The sequence below is a fragment of the Viridibacillus arenosi genome (genome assembly GCF_001955655.1).
In the GTDB taxonomy this organism is placed as follows: domain Bacteria; phylum Bacillota; class Bacilli; order Bacillales_A; family Planococcaceae; genus Viridibacillus; species Viridibacillus arenosi.
The window spans coordinates 129189-149572 of sequence record NZ_MSPW01000004.1; the positions used below are offsets into that span (position 1 = coordinate 129189).

At 34.7% G+C, this 20384-nt stretch carries 13 protein-coding genes and 3 riboswitches; of the genes, 11 read left to right on the forward strand and 2 right to left on the reverse strand.

Annotated elements, in window-relative coordinates; genetic code table 11:
* The first annotated feature begins 506 nt into the window (after positions 1-506).
* The 6 genes from BK137_RS09450 to BK137_RS09475 all read left to right on the forward strand — a co-directional run bounded on the left by BK137_RS09450 (position 507) and on the right by BK137_RS09475 (position 12090).
* Positions 507-5288: a collagen binding domain-containing protein gene (locus BK137_RS09450; RefSeq protein WP_051448589.1), complete on the forward strand. Its 4782-nt coding sequence runs from the start codon at positions 507-509 to the stop codon at positions 5286-5288.
* A gap of 243 nt (positions 5289-5531) precedes the next feature.
* Positions 5532-6665, forward strand: a complete 1134-nt coding sequence (locus BK137_RS09455; RefSeq protein WP_038180571.1) for a DUF5050 domain-containing protein — start codon at positions 5532-5534, stop codon at positions 6663-6665.
* 443 nt (positions 6666-7108) lie between these two features.
* On the forward strand, positions 7109-8296 hold the full coding sequence (locus tag BK137_RS09460; protein WP_038180563.1) for a GGDEF domain-containing protein: 1188 nt from the start codon (positions 7109-7111) through the stop codon (positions 8294-8296).
* A gap of 351 nt (positions 8297-8647) precedes the next feature.
* Positions 8648-9709 (forward strand): nitric oxide synthase oxygenase, encoded by a 1062-nt coding sequence (locus tag BK137_RS09465; protein ID WP_038180559.1) that lies wholly within the window; start codon positions 8648-8650, stop codon positions 9707-9709.
* An 81-nt stretch (positions 9710-9790) separates the two neighbouring features.
* Positions 9791-9896, forward strand: a riboswitch (SAM riboswitch).
* A gap of 171 nt (positions 9897-10067) precedes the next feature.
* Positions 10068-11267: a M20 metallopeptidase family protein gene (locus BK137_RS09470; protein ID WP_081730024.1), complete on the forward strand. Its 1200-nt coding sequence runs from the start codon at positions 10068-10070 to the stop codon at positions 11265-11267.
* A 13-nt stretch (positions 11268-11280) separates the two neighbouring features.
* Positions 11281-12090: a VOC family protein gene (locus tag BK137_RS09475; protein WP_051448588.1), complete on the forward strand. Its 810-nt coding sequence runs from the start codon at positions 11281-11283 to the stop codon at positions 12088-12090.
* 181 nt (positions 12091-12271) lie between these two features.
* Here BK137_RS09475 and BK137_RS09480 read toward each other — a convergent pair whose 3' ends face one another.
* A complete protein-coding gene (locus BK137_RS09480) occupies positions 12272-13489 on the reverse strand; it encodes a CynX/NimT family MFS transporter (protein ID WP_038180556.1) in 1218 nt (405 codons plus the stop codon).
* Positions 13490-13636: 147 nt separating this feature from the next.
* On the opposite strand from BK137_RS09480, the gene BK137_RS09485 reads away from it, so the two are divergent.
* Positions 13637-14503 (forward strand): aminoglycoside 6-adenylyltransferase, encoded by an 867-nt coding sequence (locus BK137_RS09485; protein WP_038180555.1) that lies wholly within the window; start codon positions 13637-13639, stop codon positions 14501-14503.
* A 123-nt stretch (positions 14504-14626) separates the two neighbouring features.
* Positions 14627-14805: riboswitch (Lysine riboswitch) on the forward strand.
* 107 nt (positions 14806-14912) lie between these two features.
* A complete protein-coding gene (locus BK137_RS09490; protein ID WP_038180553.1) occupies positions 14913-16373 on the forward strand; it encodes an amino acid permease in 1461 nt (486 codons plus the stop codon).
* Positions 16374-16525: 152 nt separating this feature from the next.
* On the opposite strand, the gene BK137_RS09495 is transcribed toward BK137_RS09490, so the two are convergent.
* On the reverse strand, positions 16526-16714 hold the full coding sequence (locus tag BK137_RS09495) for a hypothetical protein (protein ID WP_038180550.1): 189 nt from the start codon (positions 16712-16714) through the stop codon (positions 16526-16528).
* Between the two features lie 242 nt (positions 16715-16956).
* Positions 16957-17058: riboswitch (purine riboswitch) on the forward strand.
* A gap of 192 nt (positions 17059-17250) precedes the next feature.
* On the opposite strand from BK137_RS09495, the gene BK137_RS09500 reads away from it, so the two are divergent.
* From BK137_RS09500 to BK137_RS09510, 3 genes are all read left to right on the forward strand, one after another.
* Positions 17251-17838, forward strand: a complete 588-nt coding sequence (locus tag BK137_RS09500; protein WP_038180547.1) for a xanthine phosphoribosyltransferase — start codon at positions 17251-17253, stop codon at positions 17836-17838.
* Positions 17835-19127, forward strand: a complete 1293-nt coding sequence (locus BK137_RS09505) for a nucleobase:cation symporter-2 family protein (RefSeq protein WP_143691037.1) — start codon at positions 17835-17837, stop codon at positions 19125-19127. The genes BK137_RS09500 and BK137_RS09505 overlap by 4 nt, the downstream gene beginning before the upstream one ends.
* 167 nt (positions 19128-19294) lie before the next feature.
* On the forward strand, positions 19295-20260 hold the full coding sequence (locus BK137_RS09510; RefSeq protein WP_038180545.1) for a bile acid:sodium symporter family protein: 966 nt from the start codon (positions 19295-19297) through the stop codon (positions 20258-20260).
* Positions 20261-20384: the final 124 nt, after the last annotated feature.

Here is a 20384-nt window from a genome sequence, read left to right on the forward strand (position 1 = left end):
GGATTTTATTTTCTTAGTTGTTAAAAATCTGTGAATTCATAATTTATAACTAAATATATACCTTTTTTTTGCTTAGTTAAATTTGATAAAATATTAAAATTTTTTCGTTTAATCAATAATATATTATATCTAATATTTATTATAGGGTTTTAGTCTCATTTATCTTTCAAGTTCAGAATTTGTTCAGAACAAGAGGTTATAATGGCATAGACCATTCCTAAATTAGAAAAGTTTTACGAATTAGTCCCGAAAAGAAGTAGCTAATAATAAATAGAAAAGGAGAAAGGTGGATTAATCGGGAAATAGATAGTATAAATAGCTTAAAAAAATAAGCTAAGTTAAATGCCATTGTATTATCAGGTGTACCCCTGACTCGTTCTTATTTAGTGAAAAAGGAATGTTAAACCCGAGCAAAAAGTTAATTGAAACATTAAGATTATAAGGTGATATCGGGAGAATTGAAATGGTGCAGAAAAATGATGAGGTTAAATAATAGGGAGGTAAGTATGAAAAAGATTGGTTTTATAACAATGATGATTCTATTACTCGTGAATAGTTTTTTAACTCCAATTGCTGCAAATGCAAATAGTAATAACGAGCAATTATTTATTTTAGGAACCCCAGAAATAATCAAAGGTTCGGAAGAAGAATCGACAGCGACGGTTAAGTATAATTGGCATTTTAATGCTGGTGATAAGAAAGAGGCAGCAGTATTCGATTTTCAATTACCTGAAGGGGTTAAGGTAGGTACATCTCAAACAAATAAATTACTAATTGATGGGACAGAAATCGGCTCATACACAGTTTCGGGTAACCAAATTCAAGTGAAAATCTTACAGAATCAGACGAAAAGTGGTTCTGGTACGATAGAAATCGTTGGGGAACAGGAAATCACTGTTAACCAACCTGAAGCTGATTCAACAGTTACTGGCGATTCTACAGAAGAGGCAGTAGAGAATACAAAAGTTGAAAATGGAAAAAAGGTAGAATTACTTAAAGAAGTTGACGGAATCACTTCTGAAGAAGATGGAAAATCAACAACAGAAGAAAATGGTACAGATGATTCAAAAGGAAAAGAAGAAAATAATAAAACGACAAACACAGATATAAAAGACAATATCTTAACGAGTGCAAAATTAACCTTTGAAAACAAGGAAGGCCAGGAAATAGAAAGTGTCGATCGTGAATCGATTATTACGGTAGATTACGAATATGTACTTCCAAATAATCATGGCTACACAGACGGTGCGATATTCAAATTTAATTTGCCAAAAGAACTAATTGTTTATGAAGAAGTGAAAAATGCACCACTTAGGTTCGATGGAGAAGACATTGGGGTCTTTTCGGTTGGTATGGACGGGGTAGCTACTGTTACTTTTAATAAATTCATAGAAAACCATTCAGATATTAAAGGGACACTACAAGTTTTATCAAAAATAAGTGAAAAAGTAGTGGTTACTGATGAAAAAATAGTTACAGTAACACCTATTACTGGTAAAGATTCTATTGATATTCCTATTAATTACAATCCGAATGGTACTGCAATTGATAAAAAAGGAACACCAGATAAAAACTACAATGCAAAAACTATTAATTGGACGATTGATTTTAATAAAAACCTTGATTCTATTAAAAATGCTAAGCTTAGTGATCCTATCCAAGAAGGGCAATTATTACAAGCTAATTCTATAAAGGTGTATAAACTAATAACACATTTAGATGGTAGCGTTGAGCAAGGGGAAGAAGTTACAACCGGATTTAACGTTGGGAAAATAACAGGAGATAAAGATTTCCAAATAGATTTAGGGGACATCAAATCAGCTTATCGTGTAGAATACACAACGGATATCATAGATTCTGATGGAACGAAGTATCAAAACGAAGCAACATTATCAGGTACAGACTTTAATGAGCAATCGGCTAGTGCAACAGTAAGCGTTGGAAGAGGGAAAACGTTAGAAAAAAAATCAATAGGGTACGACCCAGCAACACAAACAATTACGTGGGAAATCAAGTACAACTACAATGAAAAAACAATTCCTGCAGAGAAAGCGATTCTAACAGACTTTTTTAACAATACACAGGAGTTTGTAGATGCTTCTCTTAAAGTTGAAAAAGTGAAAATTGGTGAAGATGGTAATGAAAATGGATCAGAAGCAGTATCAACTGGTTATACATTCACTCCAAAATCAACAGAAGGTAAAAATGGGTTTGAATTAAAGTTTAAACAAGAAATAAATGCTGCATATAAAATTGTCTATAAAACAAAAGCGAATAATCGTGTTTATGATGGCGAGGAAATCATAAATGAAGTGACATCTGGTAATGGTGGACAAGGAACAGGAAAAGAGACCATTTACCAACAAATACTAGAAAAATATTATGTAAGCTCAGATTATAAAGACAAAACAGCAACATGGATGATTTCCATAAACCAAGATAGTCATTCAATGAAAAACGTTAAACTTGTAGACTCATTTACAAATAAAGGGCTAACATTACTTCCGGACACACTTAAAATTACAACACCTGGAAATGAACTTAAAAAAGGTGAAGATTACACATTAAAAGAAGATAAAGATGGTAATGGATTCACAATTGAATTTACAAAAGAAATTAATAAACCACATGTAATTGAATATAAAACAAAATTTAATTATGAAAATCGTGATGATAAATCTTTAAATTATTTAGAAAATAATGTCAGTCTTACATGGACTGATAAAGATGGTAAAGATAAATCAAAAGAAGCAACGGCAAAATTTACGCCAGATGAATATACACAATCAAACGGTTTTAAAAACGGCTCGTACAATGCTGTAGAAAAAGAAATAACATGGAATATCGGTGTAAATTACAACCTTAAAACACTATCAAATGCCTATGTAGAAGATTTCATTTTAGACAATCAAAAACTTGTTGAGGATTCATTAAAAGTATATAAAATGTCTTTAACGGGTGGAGCAAACGGCACAAATAAAGAAGAGTTAGTAGAAGGTCAAGATTATACAGTTGAGTGGAATCCTGGTAGTAAACCAGGTTTTAAAGTGATTTTCAATAATGAAATTAATGAACCTTATTTAATTTCATATAAAACAAGTTTGAAAGATTCACTTATTAAAAATAAATATAGTAACACTGCGACACTATATAATGACGGGAATAAAGTAACTGATCTTACTGCAAGTGTATCCGTGCAACATGGAGGCGAATATACTAAAAAATCAGGAGTACAGAAAGGTAAGATTATTAATTGGAAGGTTAATATTAACTTCGGGCAATCAAGCGTATCGAATGTAAAATTAACAGATAATCCAAGTGGTAACCAATCTATACTCGAAAACTCCTTCCATCTATACGCTACTACAGTTGATGAAAAAGGGAACGTTACAAAAGGAAAAGAATTAGAACACGACCAATATAAAATTGAATTTAAAAAGGGAGAGGGCGATAAGGATTTCTTTGAGCTTACCTTTAAGAATTCAATTGACACTCCTTATATTCTAGAATATCAGTCACTTATTTTAGATAAAGTGGGAGCTAAGATTAATAACGATATTACATTGACAGGCGACCAAATTTCAGAGGAAACAACTGAATCTAAAGCCGTTGTTGAAGTTAAAAAAACAACAGGTTCAGGAACAGGGGAAGGTAAAGTTGGAAGTCTAGAAGTAAAGAAATTTGCTGCTGATGATAAAACAAAACCTCTTCCAGGAGCTGTATTCTCACTAATCGATGAGGACAGTGGTGTGGTCATCAAAACGTTGACTACAGGTGAAGATGGTACTGTGAAGTTTGAAAAATTGCTTTACGGAAACTATTTATTAAAAGAGGATCATGCCCCTAAAGGATATGTTGTAGGTATTAATGATACAAAAAAAATAGAGATTAGTGGCGCTAACGAAGAAACTATTTACAATAATAGAATCATTCAAGCTGTTGAGCTAATAAAAGTTGATAAGGATAATTCCGCTACGACACTGCAAGGCGCGATATTTGACCTTCAACAAAAGCAAGGTACTGAATATAAGACAATTAAAACAGCACTAACAACAGATGAAGACGGCAAAATTATTGTAAATAATCTTGAACCTGGTAAGTATCAGTTTGTTGAAACACAAGCACCTAAACATTATTTATTAGACGGAGAACCAGTTGGATTCACAATTGAGAAGGATCAAACTAAAGTAGAAGTAGTGAAAAAAGAAAATGTTAGAGGCAAAGGAAACCTTTCAGTCATTAAAGTGGACGCGGCAGATGCTAGTAAAGTATTAGAAGGTGCAATCTTTGAACTTTACGACAGTAAAAATTCTTTAGTCGATACAAAAACAACAAATGCAAAAGGTAAGATAGTATTTGAAAACTTACCTTATGATAATTACACATTAAAAGAAATCACTGCTCCAAATGGTTACGCAATTGATTCGAAGGATAGTAATGTGGTTGTTACTCTAGACAAATCAGATAAAGAAATAACAATTAAAAACAACAAAATTATCCGAGCATTTAAACTGAAAAAAGTAGATGCAAATAATTCTAAAATCGTATTAAAAGATGCAGAATTCAAATTGATGTATAAAAAGCTAGAGACAGATGAGTATACCGTTGTTAGTGGAAAAGAGAAACTAATAACAGATAAAAATGGTGAAATTTATGAAGAGAATCTTGATGAAGGATTCTATCAACTTATTGAAACAAAAGCTCCAGCTGGTTATATACTAGATAGCAAGCCGATAGAATTTGCTATTCAAAAAGAACAAATTGAAATACTGGACTTAACAAAAACAAATGAATACAAACATCCAGTTGATCCAGGCAAACCAGTTGATCCAGGCAAACCGGTTGACCCAGGTAAACCAGTTGACCCAGGTAAACCAGTTGACCCAGGTAAACCAGTTGACCCAGGTAAACCAGTTGACCCAGGCAAACCAGTTGACCCAGGCAAACCAGGAGAACCAGGCAAACCAGTTGATCCAGGCAAACCAGGAGAACCAGGCAAACCAGGAGAACCAGGCAAACCGAGCAAACCAGGAAATCCAAATAATCCTGGAGGACCAAACAATTCGGGTAATCCTAACACACCAGGAAAACCGAGTGATACAGGTAAGGCGAATAATTCTGGGTATAATAAAAATGAGGATAAGCCAAATAATCTGGGAAGCGTAAAAGAAAGTGAATTACTTCCACAAACAGGTGTAGAGTATTCAGCAGGTACCTTATTTACAGGGATTTTAGCTATCCTGTTTGGTTTATGGGTTTTATATAACAGAAGAAGTACAAAGGCATAGGGAAAGAGGACTATTTAGTGGGAATTCACCACTAATAGTCCTCTTTTTATTTTAGGAAACGAATAGATAATAAGGTAATTTTATAGGTATTTAGTCCGGAATTTAAACATTTGCATTATTATTATAGATACATATATTCACTGATGAATTACTCAGGATGGAGTCAATATAACTAATGTCGGATACTTATTTAGAACTATATTTAATATAATTAGAGAAAAGAAAAGGTTAGGAATGGTATAGATGAAACAGTTAATGAAGGTGATTCTAGGAATTATTTTAATAGCAAGCATCTTTCCTATGCAAACCTTTGCAAGGAGCACTATCTCAACAAAATCTTTTAGTAACGAAGAACAAAAGACATATAATAATATTCTCAAAAGCTTGCAAAATGTAGAAGCAAGTACATATTTTAATTCTAGCGAAGTAAGGCCTGAAGAAATTGGGGCAATCGTAAATAAGGTAGTTGAGGATCATCCGGAAATTTTTTATTATAATGGAGCAACTACATTCTCAACTGGAACAATCAAATTTAAATATGATGGCAGTAAACAAAGTATTCTTAAAAAGAAGAACAAAATTGATGCTGAAGTAAAGCGTATAATAAATGTAAAAATAAAAAAAAATATGAGTGATATAGAAAAGATAAAGGCTATTCATGATTATCTAGTTTTATCGGTAAAATATGATTACAAAAACCATAGAAAAGATAAGGTTTCCCGAGATTCTTATGAAGTTTTTGGTGCTTTAGTGAATAAAGTTGCCGTTTGTGATGGGTATTCAAAGTCAATGCAACTACTTTTAAATAATGTAGGAGTGGAAACAATAGTTGTTACGGGAAGTAGTAAAGGCGAGAGCCACTCTTGGAACATGGTGAAGATTAATGGTGAGTACTATCATATCGATACGACTTGGGATGATCCAATTCCAAACAAAACTGGAGTTGTCAACTATCATTATTTTTTACTAAGTAATGCACAATTGAAAAAAGATCATAGCTGGAAAGAAAAAGAGTTTCCGAACGCAAATAGTGGAAAATACAGATATTTCCACAACATGGGGAACGTGATTGAAAAAAGTGGAACATATTATTTTTCAAATAACAAAAATGATCAGTTATTTAAGATGGATAAAAAAAGTAATAAGCAATTAAAAGTTGTCAACGACAGAGCACCTTTCTTAGCCGTATATGGCCAATGGATTTACTATAGTAATTATTCTGATGGTGGTTATTTATATAAAGTGAAGTTAAATGGTCAAAATAAAACTAAAATAAAATCCACTCATGTCGTAGACTTGTATGTAAAAAGTAAAGTACTTTATTATAAAGAAAATGAATCAGGGAAGATGCGCCAATTAGCTTTTAATGCTAAATGAAAATGTTAACTATAAAATACTGTTAAAAACCCTAACTTCTACAGAAGTTAGGGTTTTTAGTATTTCTGATTTAATATTTAGACAGTTGTTAATTACTAATAATGTAAATAATAATTGTCCAGCACATCACATTTTGTTCAGAATTTGTTTAGAACTGATGGTTAGTATTACTAAATAAATGCTCTAAATTAGTATTAAATCTAAGTAAAGAACTTATATTATATAATTTATTAAACAAATCCGTTACCATTGACATAATTGTGTGCATCTATCTATGGTTATTTTAGGGGGATTAATACTATGAAACGTGTGTATTGTTAAGTTTAGGACTATGAATTAGGTTCAATCGAAGGTGAAATATTTTTATAGCAGTGTTGGAATGTATTGTACAAAATAGGATTTCATAAGGGAATAATGCGAGCCGATTGATGGGAGTGACCCCTATGAGGAAGGACCAAGACTCTAAACAAGAGCTTGTTTTTCGAAAAGAACGATTGTTGGATAATATGTCACGCATGTTGTTGATAACAAAAGTGTATGTGGTTGTTATTGTTTTAATTGGTATTGTTAATATTGGAATTACGTCTTTTTCAAGTTTTCATCCGAATTTCCCATTTCAATATATGGCGGTATATACGTCATTTTGTTTGTTTAATATATATTGTTTTTACATTGTTAGTAGACAAATGAAGGTATCCAATTACTCTGTTAAACATATTGATAAATGGGAAAAAATTATTGTTGTCTATATTACCATTTCAATGATTTATGGAGCGATTATTTCTGTAATGGATCAAGTACAATATCAGGATTTTATGGTCTATACATTGTGTATGCTACTTTGTGCAGTACTATTTTATACATCAATAAACCAAATATTGTTGCCTATCATAATTGCAACTACAATTTTAGTGGTAGGAATTCCAATAGCTCATCATGATTTCTATCTATTCTATCTACAACTTTACTTTGTAGCGCTTATTGTTATCATAACTTTTATACTTTCAAGAGTAGTTTACAGAGATTATTTGAAGTCATATAAAACGAAGGAACAGTGGCTTGTAGAATTGAAACGAAATGCGATATTGACAGATCAGCTACAAAAAGCAAATAGGCAATTGTCATTAAAAGCCTATTATGATGAGTTGACGGGTATCTATAATCGACATGGCTTTCAACGAGATATACAAGATATATACAGAAATCGTGCTGAACAATCTATAGATGTGACAATTATTTTAATTGATATCGATTACTTCAAAAATTATAATGACCATCATGGACACAATCGTGGCGATAATACACTGCGTTCTATCGCACAAGCAATTGCCGATACAGTACAAGAATACGATTGTATCCCAGTAAGGTGGGGTGGGGAAGAATTTGTCGTAGTTGGAAGGGATTTGACGGAAGAACAGGTCCACACACAATGCAAATTGATTGAAATGGCTATATCAAAATTGTTTATTCTTCACGAAAATTCACCTGTATCTAACATTGTGACGGTAAGTATTGGCGCTTGTACATTGCCTTGTTCTAACTCAACTGATGTAGAAACTGTAATCAAAAGCGCCGATAAAGCATTATATAAAGTAAAAAAAAGCGGTCGTAATAATTATTCGATTGTATGATTATTCGGTAATAAGTATATAATCTTGATTATAAGTAATGAATCGTGTTTACTCTCTGTGGAGAGTGGGATACCAATGCCAAAAAAATTTAATAAATAGACTTCTAATGGAATTAGAATATATTTTTCAACTAAATCCTTTCGGGGGCGTTTTTTATTTACACTTTAAGCTGAATTTTAAGAAGATATTATTTTATTTTTTATTCTAAAAATTCATTCAAATCAAATCGGTTTATGCCAAAATTGGAAGTTGCCACAAAATCACCACATTATTTAAGTCTTATGCCTTGTCTGATGGAAATCAATTCTTCTATGATGGTAGATAGGAAGTCGAGTGGTGACAGGAGGAACTATGGCGATGTTGAATGAGGCTATTGATTTTATAAAGTTGTATTATTCGGAAACGGAGCGATCTGAAGAGGAGTTAGTAAGACGCTTAGTTGAAGTAGAGAATGATATCCAAGATAATGGATATTATGAACATACAATAGATGAACTGAGATTTGGTGCACAAGTAGGTTGGCGTAATAGTAATAAATGTATAGGTCGTTTGTTTTGGCAAACGTTGCAAGTGCTTGATAAGCGGGAATTGACAAGCGAGCACGACATTTTTCAAGGACTTCTAGAGCATATTGATTTTGCAACAAATAGTGGTCGAATCCGTCCGACGATTACAATTTTCTCTCAACGTAACGTACGTGTTTGGAATCATCAATTAATCCGCTATGCTGGGTATGAAACAGCAAATGGCGTTGTTGGAGATCCAGATTCGGTAGAGTTTACGAAGAAATGTGAGCAACTTGGCTGGCAAGGAAAAGGTGGGCGTTTCGATGTTTTGCCACTAGTTATTCAAATTGGAGAAAGAGAACCGCAAGTATTCGATATTCCAGCTGAATATATATTAGAAGTACCAATCCGACACCCTGAATTTGAGTGGTTTAAGGAACTTGGTCTGAAGTGGTATGCGGTACCGATGATTTCGAATATGAAATTAGAAGTTGGTGGTATTACATATGCAGCTGCTCCGTTTAATGGCTGGTATATGGGAACGGAAATTGGTTCGCGTAACCTAGCAGATGATTATCGATATAATATGTTACCGACAATCGCAGAAAAAATGGGTTTAAATACATCTTCAAATTCTTCCTTATGGAAAGACCGTGCATTAGTTGAATTGAATGCGGCCGTTTTATATTCGTATAAAGAAGATGAAGTGAGTATTGTAGATCACCATACAGCAGCACAACAATTTAAACGCTTCGAATCCAATGAACAAACTGCAGGGCGTGACGTAACAGGGAATTGGACATGGCTTATTCCACCGTTATCACCGGCTACAACGCATATATTCCATAAACCATATGACGATGAACGTAAAACACCAAATTATTTTTATCAGAAAGCGCCGTATTGATTTAGAAAATAGCAGGAAATTTATTGCAATTTTCAATGGATTGGCGTAACATGATTTTAATTACTACTAATTCAATAGGTTTTCTTATCAAGAGAGGTGGAGGGACTGGCCCTGTGATATCTCAGCAACCGCTATTAAAGTAAGGTGCTACTTCCAGCAAGTTGATTAAAAACTTGATAGATGAGGAGAGACTTACATACCGAGTTGATTTCTCTAAATGAAATAGAGAAATCGACTTTTTTATTATCATGAAATAAATTTACAGAGCATATAATGAAAAGTTCTAAGAAAAAAATTTAACTCAAATTCAAAGTAAACCTATTTGAATTAAAGGTATAAATTGAGGGAGGAATATTGAATGAGTGCGATAACGCAAAAAGAACTTTTAACTACAATTTATGAAGAAATAGATAAAGATTTTGATGAAATTGTTGGATGGAGGAGATATTTGCATGAGCATCCAGAGTTATCTTTTGAAGAATATGAAACTGCAAAATTTATAGCAGAAAAACTTGAGGGCTTCGGTTTAGAGGTGAAAAAAGGGATAGGCGGAAATGGTTTAATCGGTGTTTTGAAGGGGGATCAAGCTGGTCAAACAATCGCTTTAAGAGCAGATTTTGATGCATTACCAATCGCAGATTTAAAAGAAGTTACTTATAAATCTCAAAAAGATGGTGTTATGCATGCATGTGGTCATGATGGACATACAGCCTCATTACTTGGAACAGCGAAAACGCTAAGCCATTACAGAGAGCATCTGCACGGTAACATCATTTTTGTTTTCCAACATGCGGAAGAAAAACCTCCTGGTGGTGCGAAATTCATGATTGCTGAAGATGTATTAAAGGATGTAGATTATGTATTTGGTGCGGATTTAGACTCGGGTTCGCCAGTTGGAAAGGTATCTGTTGGGGATGGTTTCAAAATGGCTGCAGTTGATAAATTCACAATTAAAATCCAAGGACTAGGAGGGCATGGTGCGAAACCACAGCAATCCATCGATTCGATTATAGTGGGTAGTGAAATCGTTGGAGCGTTGCAAAAAATTGTCAGTCGTCGCTTAAATCCATTTGATGCAGCGGTGGTGACAGTTGGTGTGTTCCACGCTGGAAGTGCCTTTAATATCATTGCAGATTCGGCAATTATTGAAGGAACGGTCCGGACGATGACAGAGGATGTTCGGAGTAAGGTAAAAGAAGAAATCTACTCAATTGTCAAAGGAGTAACGGAATCAGCACATGCCACATGTGAAATCGATTATTTGCATGGCTACCCAGCCCTTTACAATCATCCAACTGAAACAGAGCTTGTGAAAGAATTATTTGAAGCAGAATTCGGTACAGAATCTGTGATTGATTTTGACCCGTCAATGGGTGGGGAGGATTTCGCGTACTTTTTAAATGAAAAGCCAGGTACTTATTTTAAAGCAGGTTCACGAAATGACGACGAACGCACTCATTTTGCACATCATCATCCAAAATTTGATTTTGATGAAAGAGCGTTATTAACTATAGAGAAATCATTTGTGAAAATCGTTTCACATTATTTATTTAAATAAGGGGGACTGGAACATGACATTATCTTTTGATCACTTAGTACATTTTGTGGATGAGCCAAAAGAAGTAATTAAGCCATTACAAAATCAAGGAATTTACGCTGTTGAAGGTGGCGTTCATGAAGGGCGCGGAACGTACAATGCACTTAGTTACTTTGATCTAAGTTATATAGAGTACCTTGGTACATACGACAGAGAATTAGTAGCAGGGGCAAAACATTTACATCACAGCCTTATTGAAACAGTAGTAAATAATAAATTCAAAGAAGGTTTCGTAAGATTTGCAGCTCGTACAACGGATATTGAAGGTATAGCAGAGCGTTTGAAAGAGCAAGGTTTATCAGTAAATGGGCCAGTACCAATGAACAGAAAACGACCAGATGGCAGTATTATTAGCTGGCAGTTACTTTATGCTGGTGAAGGAAATGACTCTCTTCAATTACCATTTATTATTCAATGGGACGATAATGACGATGCCCGTAGACAGGAACAAATTGAAAAAGGTGTCATTGGAAATCAACCAGAAAAGTTAGAATTTGCAGGTGTTACTTTTGCTGTAATAGATGCTGAAAAAACTGCTGAAAAATGGTCTCGTTATTTAGGGTTAGAGGTTGCAGAAGCATATGTCGATCCAGAGTTGAATGCTATTGTACAGGTTCTTACATTAGCTGGAGGGGACTTATACTTTGCTAGTCCTATTGGAGATGGAGTTGTTGCAAAAGTATTAGCAGAACAAGGCGAATTTCCATTCCAAGTTAATTTTTCAGGTGCTAAAGAACCTGGCACAATTGGATTATTTAACGGTCGCTATCATTTTGAGAAGTAATTTATAGCAATATTATAATTGTGTGACATAAAGTGGAGGGGAAATAGTAAGCCAGCAATTATAAAGACAATAAAAATTAAAAGCTATTAGGTAGTGGTTAAACTACCTAATAGCTTTTTTATGTGGATAACTTGCGCCTAGTAATATAAAAACCCTAACCATTATAAGCTCGGATTCAACTCTATTTTTCAGGGGTAACATAACCTTCTTTTGCAGCATGCATACTAACAGTTACTAATAGCAGAACTGTAAAGATGAATAGAATGATAGCTGTTGTCCAGCTATTGGTAATATCGTGAACATAGCCAAATAGTACAGGACCGATAGCAGCTAATAAATAACCAAGTGATTGAGCAGTACCAGATAATTCTGCCGCTTCATGAGCAGTACGCGTGCGCAGTGAAAAATACATCATAGCTAAACTAAATGATGCACCACCTGCAAGTCCAAGTAAAATCATCCATAACACTGTTAAAGAGGTCCATCCAGCTAAAATACCTCCGAATCCTACTAGATAAAGAACGCCGAAAACAATAACAAGTGGGCGTTGATCTTTTCTACGGCCAGCAATAATGGGAATCATAAATGTTGCAGGTAATTGCGAGAACTGCATAAAGGAGAACATCCACCCAGCTGTATTAGCACTCATACCTTGTGATTGCAACATTTCAGGAATCCAAGCCGCAGTTGTATAGAAAATAAGAGATTGGAAGCCCATTGCTAATGTAACTGTCCAAGTTAGAGGTGATTTCCAAAGTGGGATGTGTTCTTTATTAGTTTCAGAGCCAATATTAGATTCAGACTTAGATTTACGAATTTGTGGGAGCCAAACAATAATAGCGATTATTGCTAAAATGAACCAGATACCTAACGCAATTCTCCAGCCGAGTTCTCCGCTAGCAAGTGGATAGCTAATACCAGCTGCTAAACTTGCAGATAGATTCATCGAAACAGTGAAAATTCCTGTTAGTAACCCAACTTGTAAAGGGAATTTTAATTTAATCAAACTTGGTAACAGTACATTTCCAAAAGCAATTGCTACACCGATTAGAGAAGTACCTAATAACAGTGTGGGTGTGGTACCTAATGATCGAGTAAGAATCCCTACAGCAAGTAATGCTGTTGAGAATAGTAAAGTACGTTCTATGCCAAAGCGCTTTGAAAATTTTGGCGCTAATGGTGAAATAGCAGCAAAAGCAAGCAAAGGGATCGTTGTGATAAATCCTGCTAATACATTTGAAATATGAAGACCATCACGAATGAATGAGATAATTGGACCTACAGAAGTTAAAGGAGCACGTAATGTAGAAGCAATGAAAATAATCCCAATTACAAGTAGCCAAACTTTACGATTCCATTTTAGCTTGTTGCCATTTTGAACAGCTTTATTTGTTGCCAATTGTCACTCCTCCTATTATATATATTTATGAATCTTATAATATTTTAAACCTACTAATTGACAAAGGTTAATTATATCAAAGAAAATTGATAATTATAATAAGGTGGCTCAAAATAAAATCACCAATTTAATACGGGGGTATTGATGATGAGAACAGAGCAGCAAATGATGGATTTAATCCTAGATATAGCGAAAAATGATGATCGCGTACGCGCGGTTTGTATGAATGGTTCAAGAACAAATATGAATGTGAAAAAGGATCCCTTTCAAGATTTTGATATCGTTTATATTGTGACGGATATCAAATCATTTACTAACACCCCTTATTGGGTAAATATTTTTGGAGAGAGAATCATTATGCAAACGCCAGAAGATATGGTGTTGTTTCCTCCTGAACTTGGTGGGCGCTATACATACTTGATGCAATTTTCGGATGGAAACCGAATTGATTTGATGCTTATCCCTGTCGAAGAACAAGAAGAATATTGTAAGGAAGATAGTTTAACCACAATCTTGTTAGATAAAGATGGGTCACTTCCTAAACTCCCTTCACCAACGGATGTGAATTATTGGGTGCAATGCCCGACAGAAGAACATTATAAGGATTGTTGTAATGAATTTTGGTGGGTTTCTACATATATTGCGAAAGGTTTATGGAGAAAAGAAATGCTCTATGCACAAGCACATTTTAATAATACGCGTGAAATGCTGATTCAAATGCTTTCTTGGCAAGTCGGAGTGCAAACAGACTTTTCTAAAAGCGTTGGTAAAAATGGCAAGGACCTAGAGTACCTGTTACCAAAAAAGGTGTGGGAGCAGTTACTCGCAACATATAATAATGCTAGCTATGATTCAGCATGGCAAGCACTATTTACTATGTGTGATTTATTCCAAAATACAGCAACAAATGTTGCTAGCATGCTTTCATTCCAAGGTTATGGTGAAAGTGTGATAGTGCTCAATTACTTAAAACATATTCAAACGCTACCGAGTGATGCAAAAGTTATATTCTGAAGTCTTAACAAAAATTAACTTAAATTGTTCTAATATTCAAGATAATTTACATCTTGAATATAGAACACTCTTGTATTATAATGGGGACATATTAAATTAATATATTGCAATGCCTCATCCATTCGATGAGGTAGAGGTCGCGGTATTAAAAAGTAAAATGGATGAGACGAAAAGCGTCGGGGATTCTATTTGAAAGGGAATATCGCCGAAGTGATTATAAGCTTTTTCTTATAATCATTGGGGCTGTTGCCGAAAGGTGCAGAACTGTCACGTCTTAGCAGGCGTGTTGAGCTATCTTTATCAAGGTTGATGGGCATATTTCGATACCATCGCATATTCCTTGTGATGGTATTTTTTATGACATCAAGTTAACCTTCTTGCAATGAAAAATGGAAAGAGGAGATTCTTAATGAGTAATAAAAATAATGGCCAAAGCGTAGAAACGCAAGGTCTTAATAGAGGATTGAAAAGTCGTCACGTGACGATGATTTCACTTGGAGGAACAATCGGTACAGGGCTGTTCTTAGCAAGTGGTGGAGCTATCCACGAAGCGGGTCCAGGTGGAGCGTTATTAGCATATTCTTTAATTGGTATTATGGTGTTCTTTTTAATGACAAGTTTAGGGGAAATGGCAGCATTTATGCCTGTATCAGGTTCATTTAGTACTTACGCATCTAAATTCGTTGACCCAGCGCTTGGCTTTGCTCTTGGTTGGAACTACTGGTATAACTGGGCAATTACGATCGCAGCAGAAATTGCAGCGGTATCATTAATTATGAAATTTTGGTTCCCAGACGTATCATCATTTGTCTGGACAGCAGGATTTTTAGTAATCATCTTCACTTTGAATGTCTTATCGATTAAAAGCTTTGGTGAAAGTGAATATTGGTTTTCACTAATTAAAGTCGTTACAATTGTTGTCTTTATCATCGTTAGTTTCTTGATGGTATTTGGTTTGATGGGTGGACAAGACCCAGTTGGATTCAAAAATTTCTTCATTGAAGATGGTCCATTCCATGGTGGTTTCTTCGCAATGTTCGGTATTTTCTTAGCAGCAGGTTTCTCATTCCAAGGAACTGAGCTACTTGGGATTACTGCGGGTGAAACAGATGATCCAGGAAAAAATATTCCGAAAGCTGTTCGTCAAGTTTTCTGGCGTATCCTTTTATTCTACATTTTAGCAATTTTAGCGATTGGCTTATTAATTCCATTTACTGATGAACGTTTAGCTAGTAGTGATATTACAGTTAGTCCGTTCACATTAGTATTTGAAAATGCAGGTATCGCGTTTGCAGCTTCAGTTATGAATGCGATCATTTTAACGGCGATATTATCTTCAGGAAACTCTGGTTTATATGCATCTTCACGTATGCTTTGGGAGCTTGCTAAAGACGGTAAAGCACCAAAAATGTTTACCAAACTAAACAAACGCGGTATTCCGATGGCAGCACTAGTAGCAACTTGTTTAGTTGCTTGTGTATCATTCATTGCATCATTCTTCGGTGATGGTGTTGTCTATATTTGGTTGCTAAATGCCTCAGGTATGTGTGGGTTTGTGGCTTGGCTAGGGATCGCAGTAAGTCATTACCGATTCCGTAAAGCATATATCATACAAGGTCGCGATTTAAACGAATTACCTTATAAAGCAAAATGGTTCCCGTTCGGTCCGATTTTTGCCTTTGTACTTTGTGCAATTGTTGTTGTTGGTCAAAACTATACAGCATTCACAGGTGACCATATCGATTGGTACGGTATGCTTGTTTCATATATCGGATTACCAATTTTCTTAGCCATTTGGTTCGGCTATAAAATTGTTCATAAAACGAAAGTCGTAAAACTAGAAGATTGTGACTTTGATAGTCACCGTTAACCTAAAAAACTACGTAGCCTTTAGGCTGCGTAGTTTTTTGTTTAATTAATTTATACCCATTTGCACTATTAAACATATTCATGAACGTGTTTAAGGGAAGTAAAGCAATAAATTATCTGAAGGGCATTTAATCAATAATGGAATAAGAAGAGTTATTGCAAATTCTTAAGTTCAGTGACATAAAGAGCTTCAATGTATCCACAATCATTACAATACTCTGCTGATACAGGTGAAGATTTCCCTCTAGTATTGCTTGCTGGCACCATTTGAAGTATTACAGCACCACTGTGAAGCACCCCTTTTTTCAATACGTTTCCATCACATTTAGGACATTTACTCATACCACATCTTCGACTCCTTGAAATTGTATTTTTTGTAAAATACCTTAAGGGGAATTATAGCATAAATTCCAATTTGCTGAGTTGAAATGAATGAGATACTTATATAGATGGAACTAGTTAAATACCACATAGTTCCTTTTGGTTTAGTGCTTTAAAAGGGCGAAAAAGATTGAATAGTCTTTCATTATTTGTAAGGATTGAAATTCAAAATTTCAGTGCTATAATAGGAACATTCTATAACGAAAATCTTAATAGCATTCACTCATATAAAAGCGAGAATAAGGCTCGCAAGTTTCTACCGGTTTGCCGTAAACAAACTGACTATGAGAGGCAATGATATAGAAAGTAAATGTCTAAAGACATTATTTTTCTATACCCAAAGAACTTTTAGCTCTAGGGACTTTGCTCCACTCGTAGTATGAATGGATGCATGGTTTCTGAGTTTTTTTATTATATTCTAGTTGATACAAAGGCTTATTAATGATTAATATAGTAAAAATTTAGAAACCGCTAGGAAAAGAAGGGAGCGCCTAAACTTGAAGGCACTGCAGGACAAAATCGTACAAGATGGTAAAGTATTATCAGACACAGTATTAAAAGTTGATTCTTTCTTGAATCACCAAATCGACCCGAAACTTATGCAAGAAATCGGTCAAGAGTTTGCCAATCGCTATAAAGATGCAGGTTTAACAAAAATCGTTACAATCGAATCTTCAGGTATTGCACCAGCTACTATGGCAGGCCTTATTTTAGGTATACCCGTAGTATTTGCTCGTAAACGTAAATCTTTAACTTTAGCAGGAAATTTATATTCTTCAAAAGTTCATTCATTTACAAAAAATGAAACGAATGAAATTTCTGTATCAAAAGATTTTTTGAAATCAGATGATGTTGTACTAATTATCGATGATTTCTTAGCGAATGGAGAAGCTGTGAAAGGCTTACTTGATATCGTTGGACAAGCAGGCGCAACTGCTAGTGGCGTAGGTATTGTCATTGAAAAGGGTTTCCAAGATGGTGGCAAGCTACTTCGTGAAAAAGGTATTCGTATTGATTCTCTAGCAATCATTTCATCTTTGGAAGACGGTAAAGTTACATTTGCCGAAGGAGACTCAGCTCGATGAAAAACCTGAAATTAGTGACACTTGGGATTCAGCATTTATTAGCAATGTATGCGGGGGCTATTCTAGTTCCTTTAATCATTGGTAAGTCTTTAGGGTTTGATTCAACGCAATTAACGTATTTAGTTTCCATTGATATTATGATGTGCGGTATTGCAACACTATTACAAGTGGTACGTGGTAAATTTTTTGGTATAGGTTTACCAATCGTTTTAGGCTGTACCTTTACGGCAGTAGCACCAATTATTGCAATTGGTAAAGGATATGGCTTATCCGCAATTTATGGTTCTGTCATTGCTTCAGGCCTAATTGTAGTATTAATTGCAAGTTTTTTTGGAAAGTTAGTACGTTTTTTCCCACCAGTTGTCACTGGTTCAGTTGTAACAATTATAGGAATCACTTTAATACCAGTTGCTATTAACAATATGGGTGGTGGCCAAGGAGCTAAGGATTTCGGTTCTGCTCCTAACATCGCGTTAGCATTTGGTACATTGATTACTATTGTTTTAATTTATCGATTTACAAAAGGATTTGCTCGTGCAATTTCTATTTTAATAGGACTAGTACTCGGAACAATTGCGGCAATCTTCATGGATAAAGTTGACTTTACTCCGGTAATAGAAGCTGACTTTTTACAAATGGTTCAGCCATTCTATTTTGGTACACCAACATTCCATTGGGAACCAATCGTTACGATGACACTTGTAGCATTAGTATCTTTAGTAGAGTCGACAGGTTCTTACTTTGCACTTAGTGATATATGTAAGCAACCTGTGACAGAAAAGGATTTAGCTCGTGGTTATCGTTCAGAAGGTCTAGCTTCTATTATAGGTGGTCTTTTCAACTCATTTCCGTATACAGCATTCTCTCAAAATGTTGGGTTATTACAAATGACAGGCGTACGTACACGCAATGTTATTTTCATCACAGGTGGTTTCCTAGTAACTTTAGGTTTCTTACCTAAGGTAGCAGCATTAACGACAATCATTCCAACTCCAGTACTTGGTGGAGCTATGATAGCAATGTTCGGAATGGTTATCGCACAAGGCATTAAAATGTTAAGTACAACGATCAATCAATCTGAAGGTAATTCAATGATTATCGCTTGTGCAATCGGCATGGGCCTTGGTGTTACAGTTGTTCCAGATATCTTCAAAGTCTTACCTTCTAGCGTTCAAATCCTAACAAGTAACGGTATCGTTGCAGGAAGTGTAACTGCTATCCTATTAAATATTATTTTTAATATGATCCCATGGAGAAGAGAAGAATCAAAGAAAGAATTAATAGATTAAAAGCTTAAGATTATTTTAAGGTACATCATTTCTTTATAGTGGTGTATCTTTTTTTTATTATCGTAAATTACTAAAATACATCGTTTATAAACTAGACCATTAGTTTAGTATGATAATTTAAAACCTCAAGCATATAATCTAATAATATTGTTAAGGAGGTAAGTAACATGCAGACGATAGAAAAGATCGGGAAATTTGTTGGCGATACATTTGCCATATGGGTCTTGATAGTTGCGGGTCTAGCATTATACGCACCAGAGCAATTTACGTGGATTGCCCCTCATATTTCATTATTATTAGGGATTGTTATGTTTGGAATGGGGATGACGCTATCTATAGGAGACTTTAAATTAATTTTGAAGCAGCCTAAGGGGGTTATAGTTGGTGTTTTATCTCAATTTATAGTCATGCCATCATTAGCATACATACTCGCAAAAGTATTTAATTTATCTCCAGAAGTCGCAATAGGTGTCATCTTAGTTGGAGCATGCCCCGGGGGGACAGCTTCAAATGTTATGACTTTTTTAGCGAAAGGGAATACAGCGTTATCTGTAACTGTCACATCTATTACGACTCTACTTGCGCCGCTTTTGACACCAACTATTGTGTTTTTATTAGCTAGTGAGTGGTTAAAAGTATCAGCAAGTGATATGTTCATCTCTGTTGTTAAAATTGTTTTAATCCCTATTGTTTTAGGCGTTGTTGTAAAATTAATATTTAAAAATAAAACGGATGCTGCAATTGGTGTGATGCCTTTCATTTCTGTTATTGCGATAGTAATGATTGTAGCTGCTGTTGTAGGTGGTAGTCGCGATAAAATTTTAGAAACAGGGCTATTAATATTTGCTGTTGTTATTTTACACAATGGTTTAGGGTTACTATTTGGATTCTTAATTGCAAAAGCACTGAAATTGAATTATGAAGATCAAAAAGCAATATCTATAGAAGTAGGAATGCAAAATTCCGGTCTAGGAGCAGCATTAGCAGTTGCCCATTTCAGTCCATTAGCTGCAGTGCCGAGTGCGATTTTCAGTGTTTGGCACAATATTTCGGGTCCATTACTCGCAACTTATTGGAGCTGGAAGGCAAATAAAAAAACGTTAAAAGTATTAGAAGGAAACAAAGAACAATAATTTAAGGCTATTCCACAGGTGTTAAATACTTGGTGGAATAGCTTTTTTATTTTGTCATCACTAATATGAGTATCAGGCTAGTTGTAGATAGTAAAAACCTATACCAAATTTAAAAATTAAGATA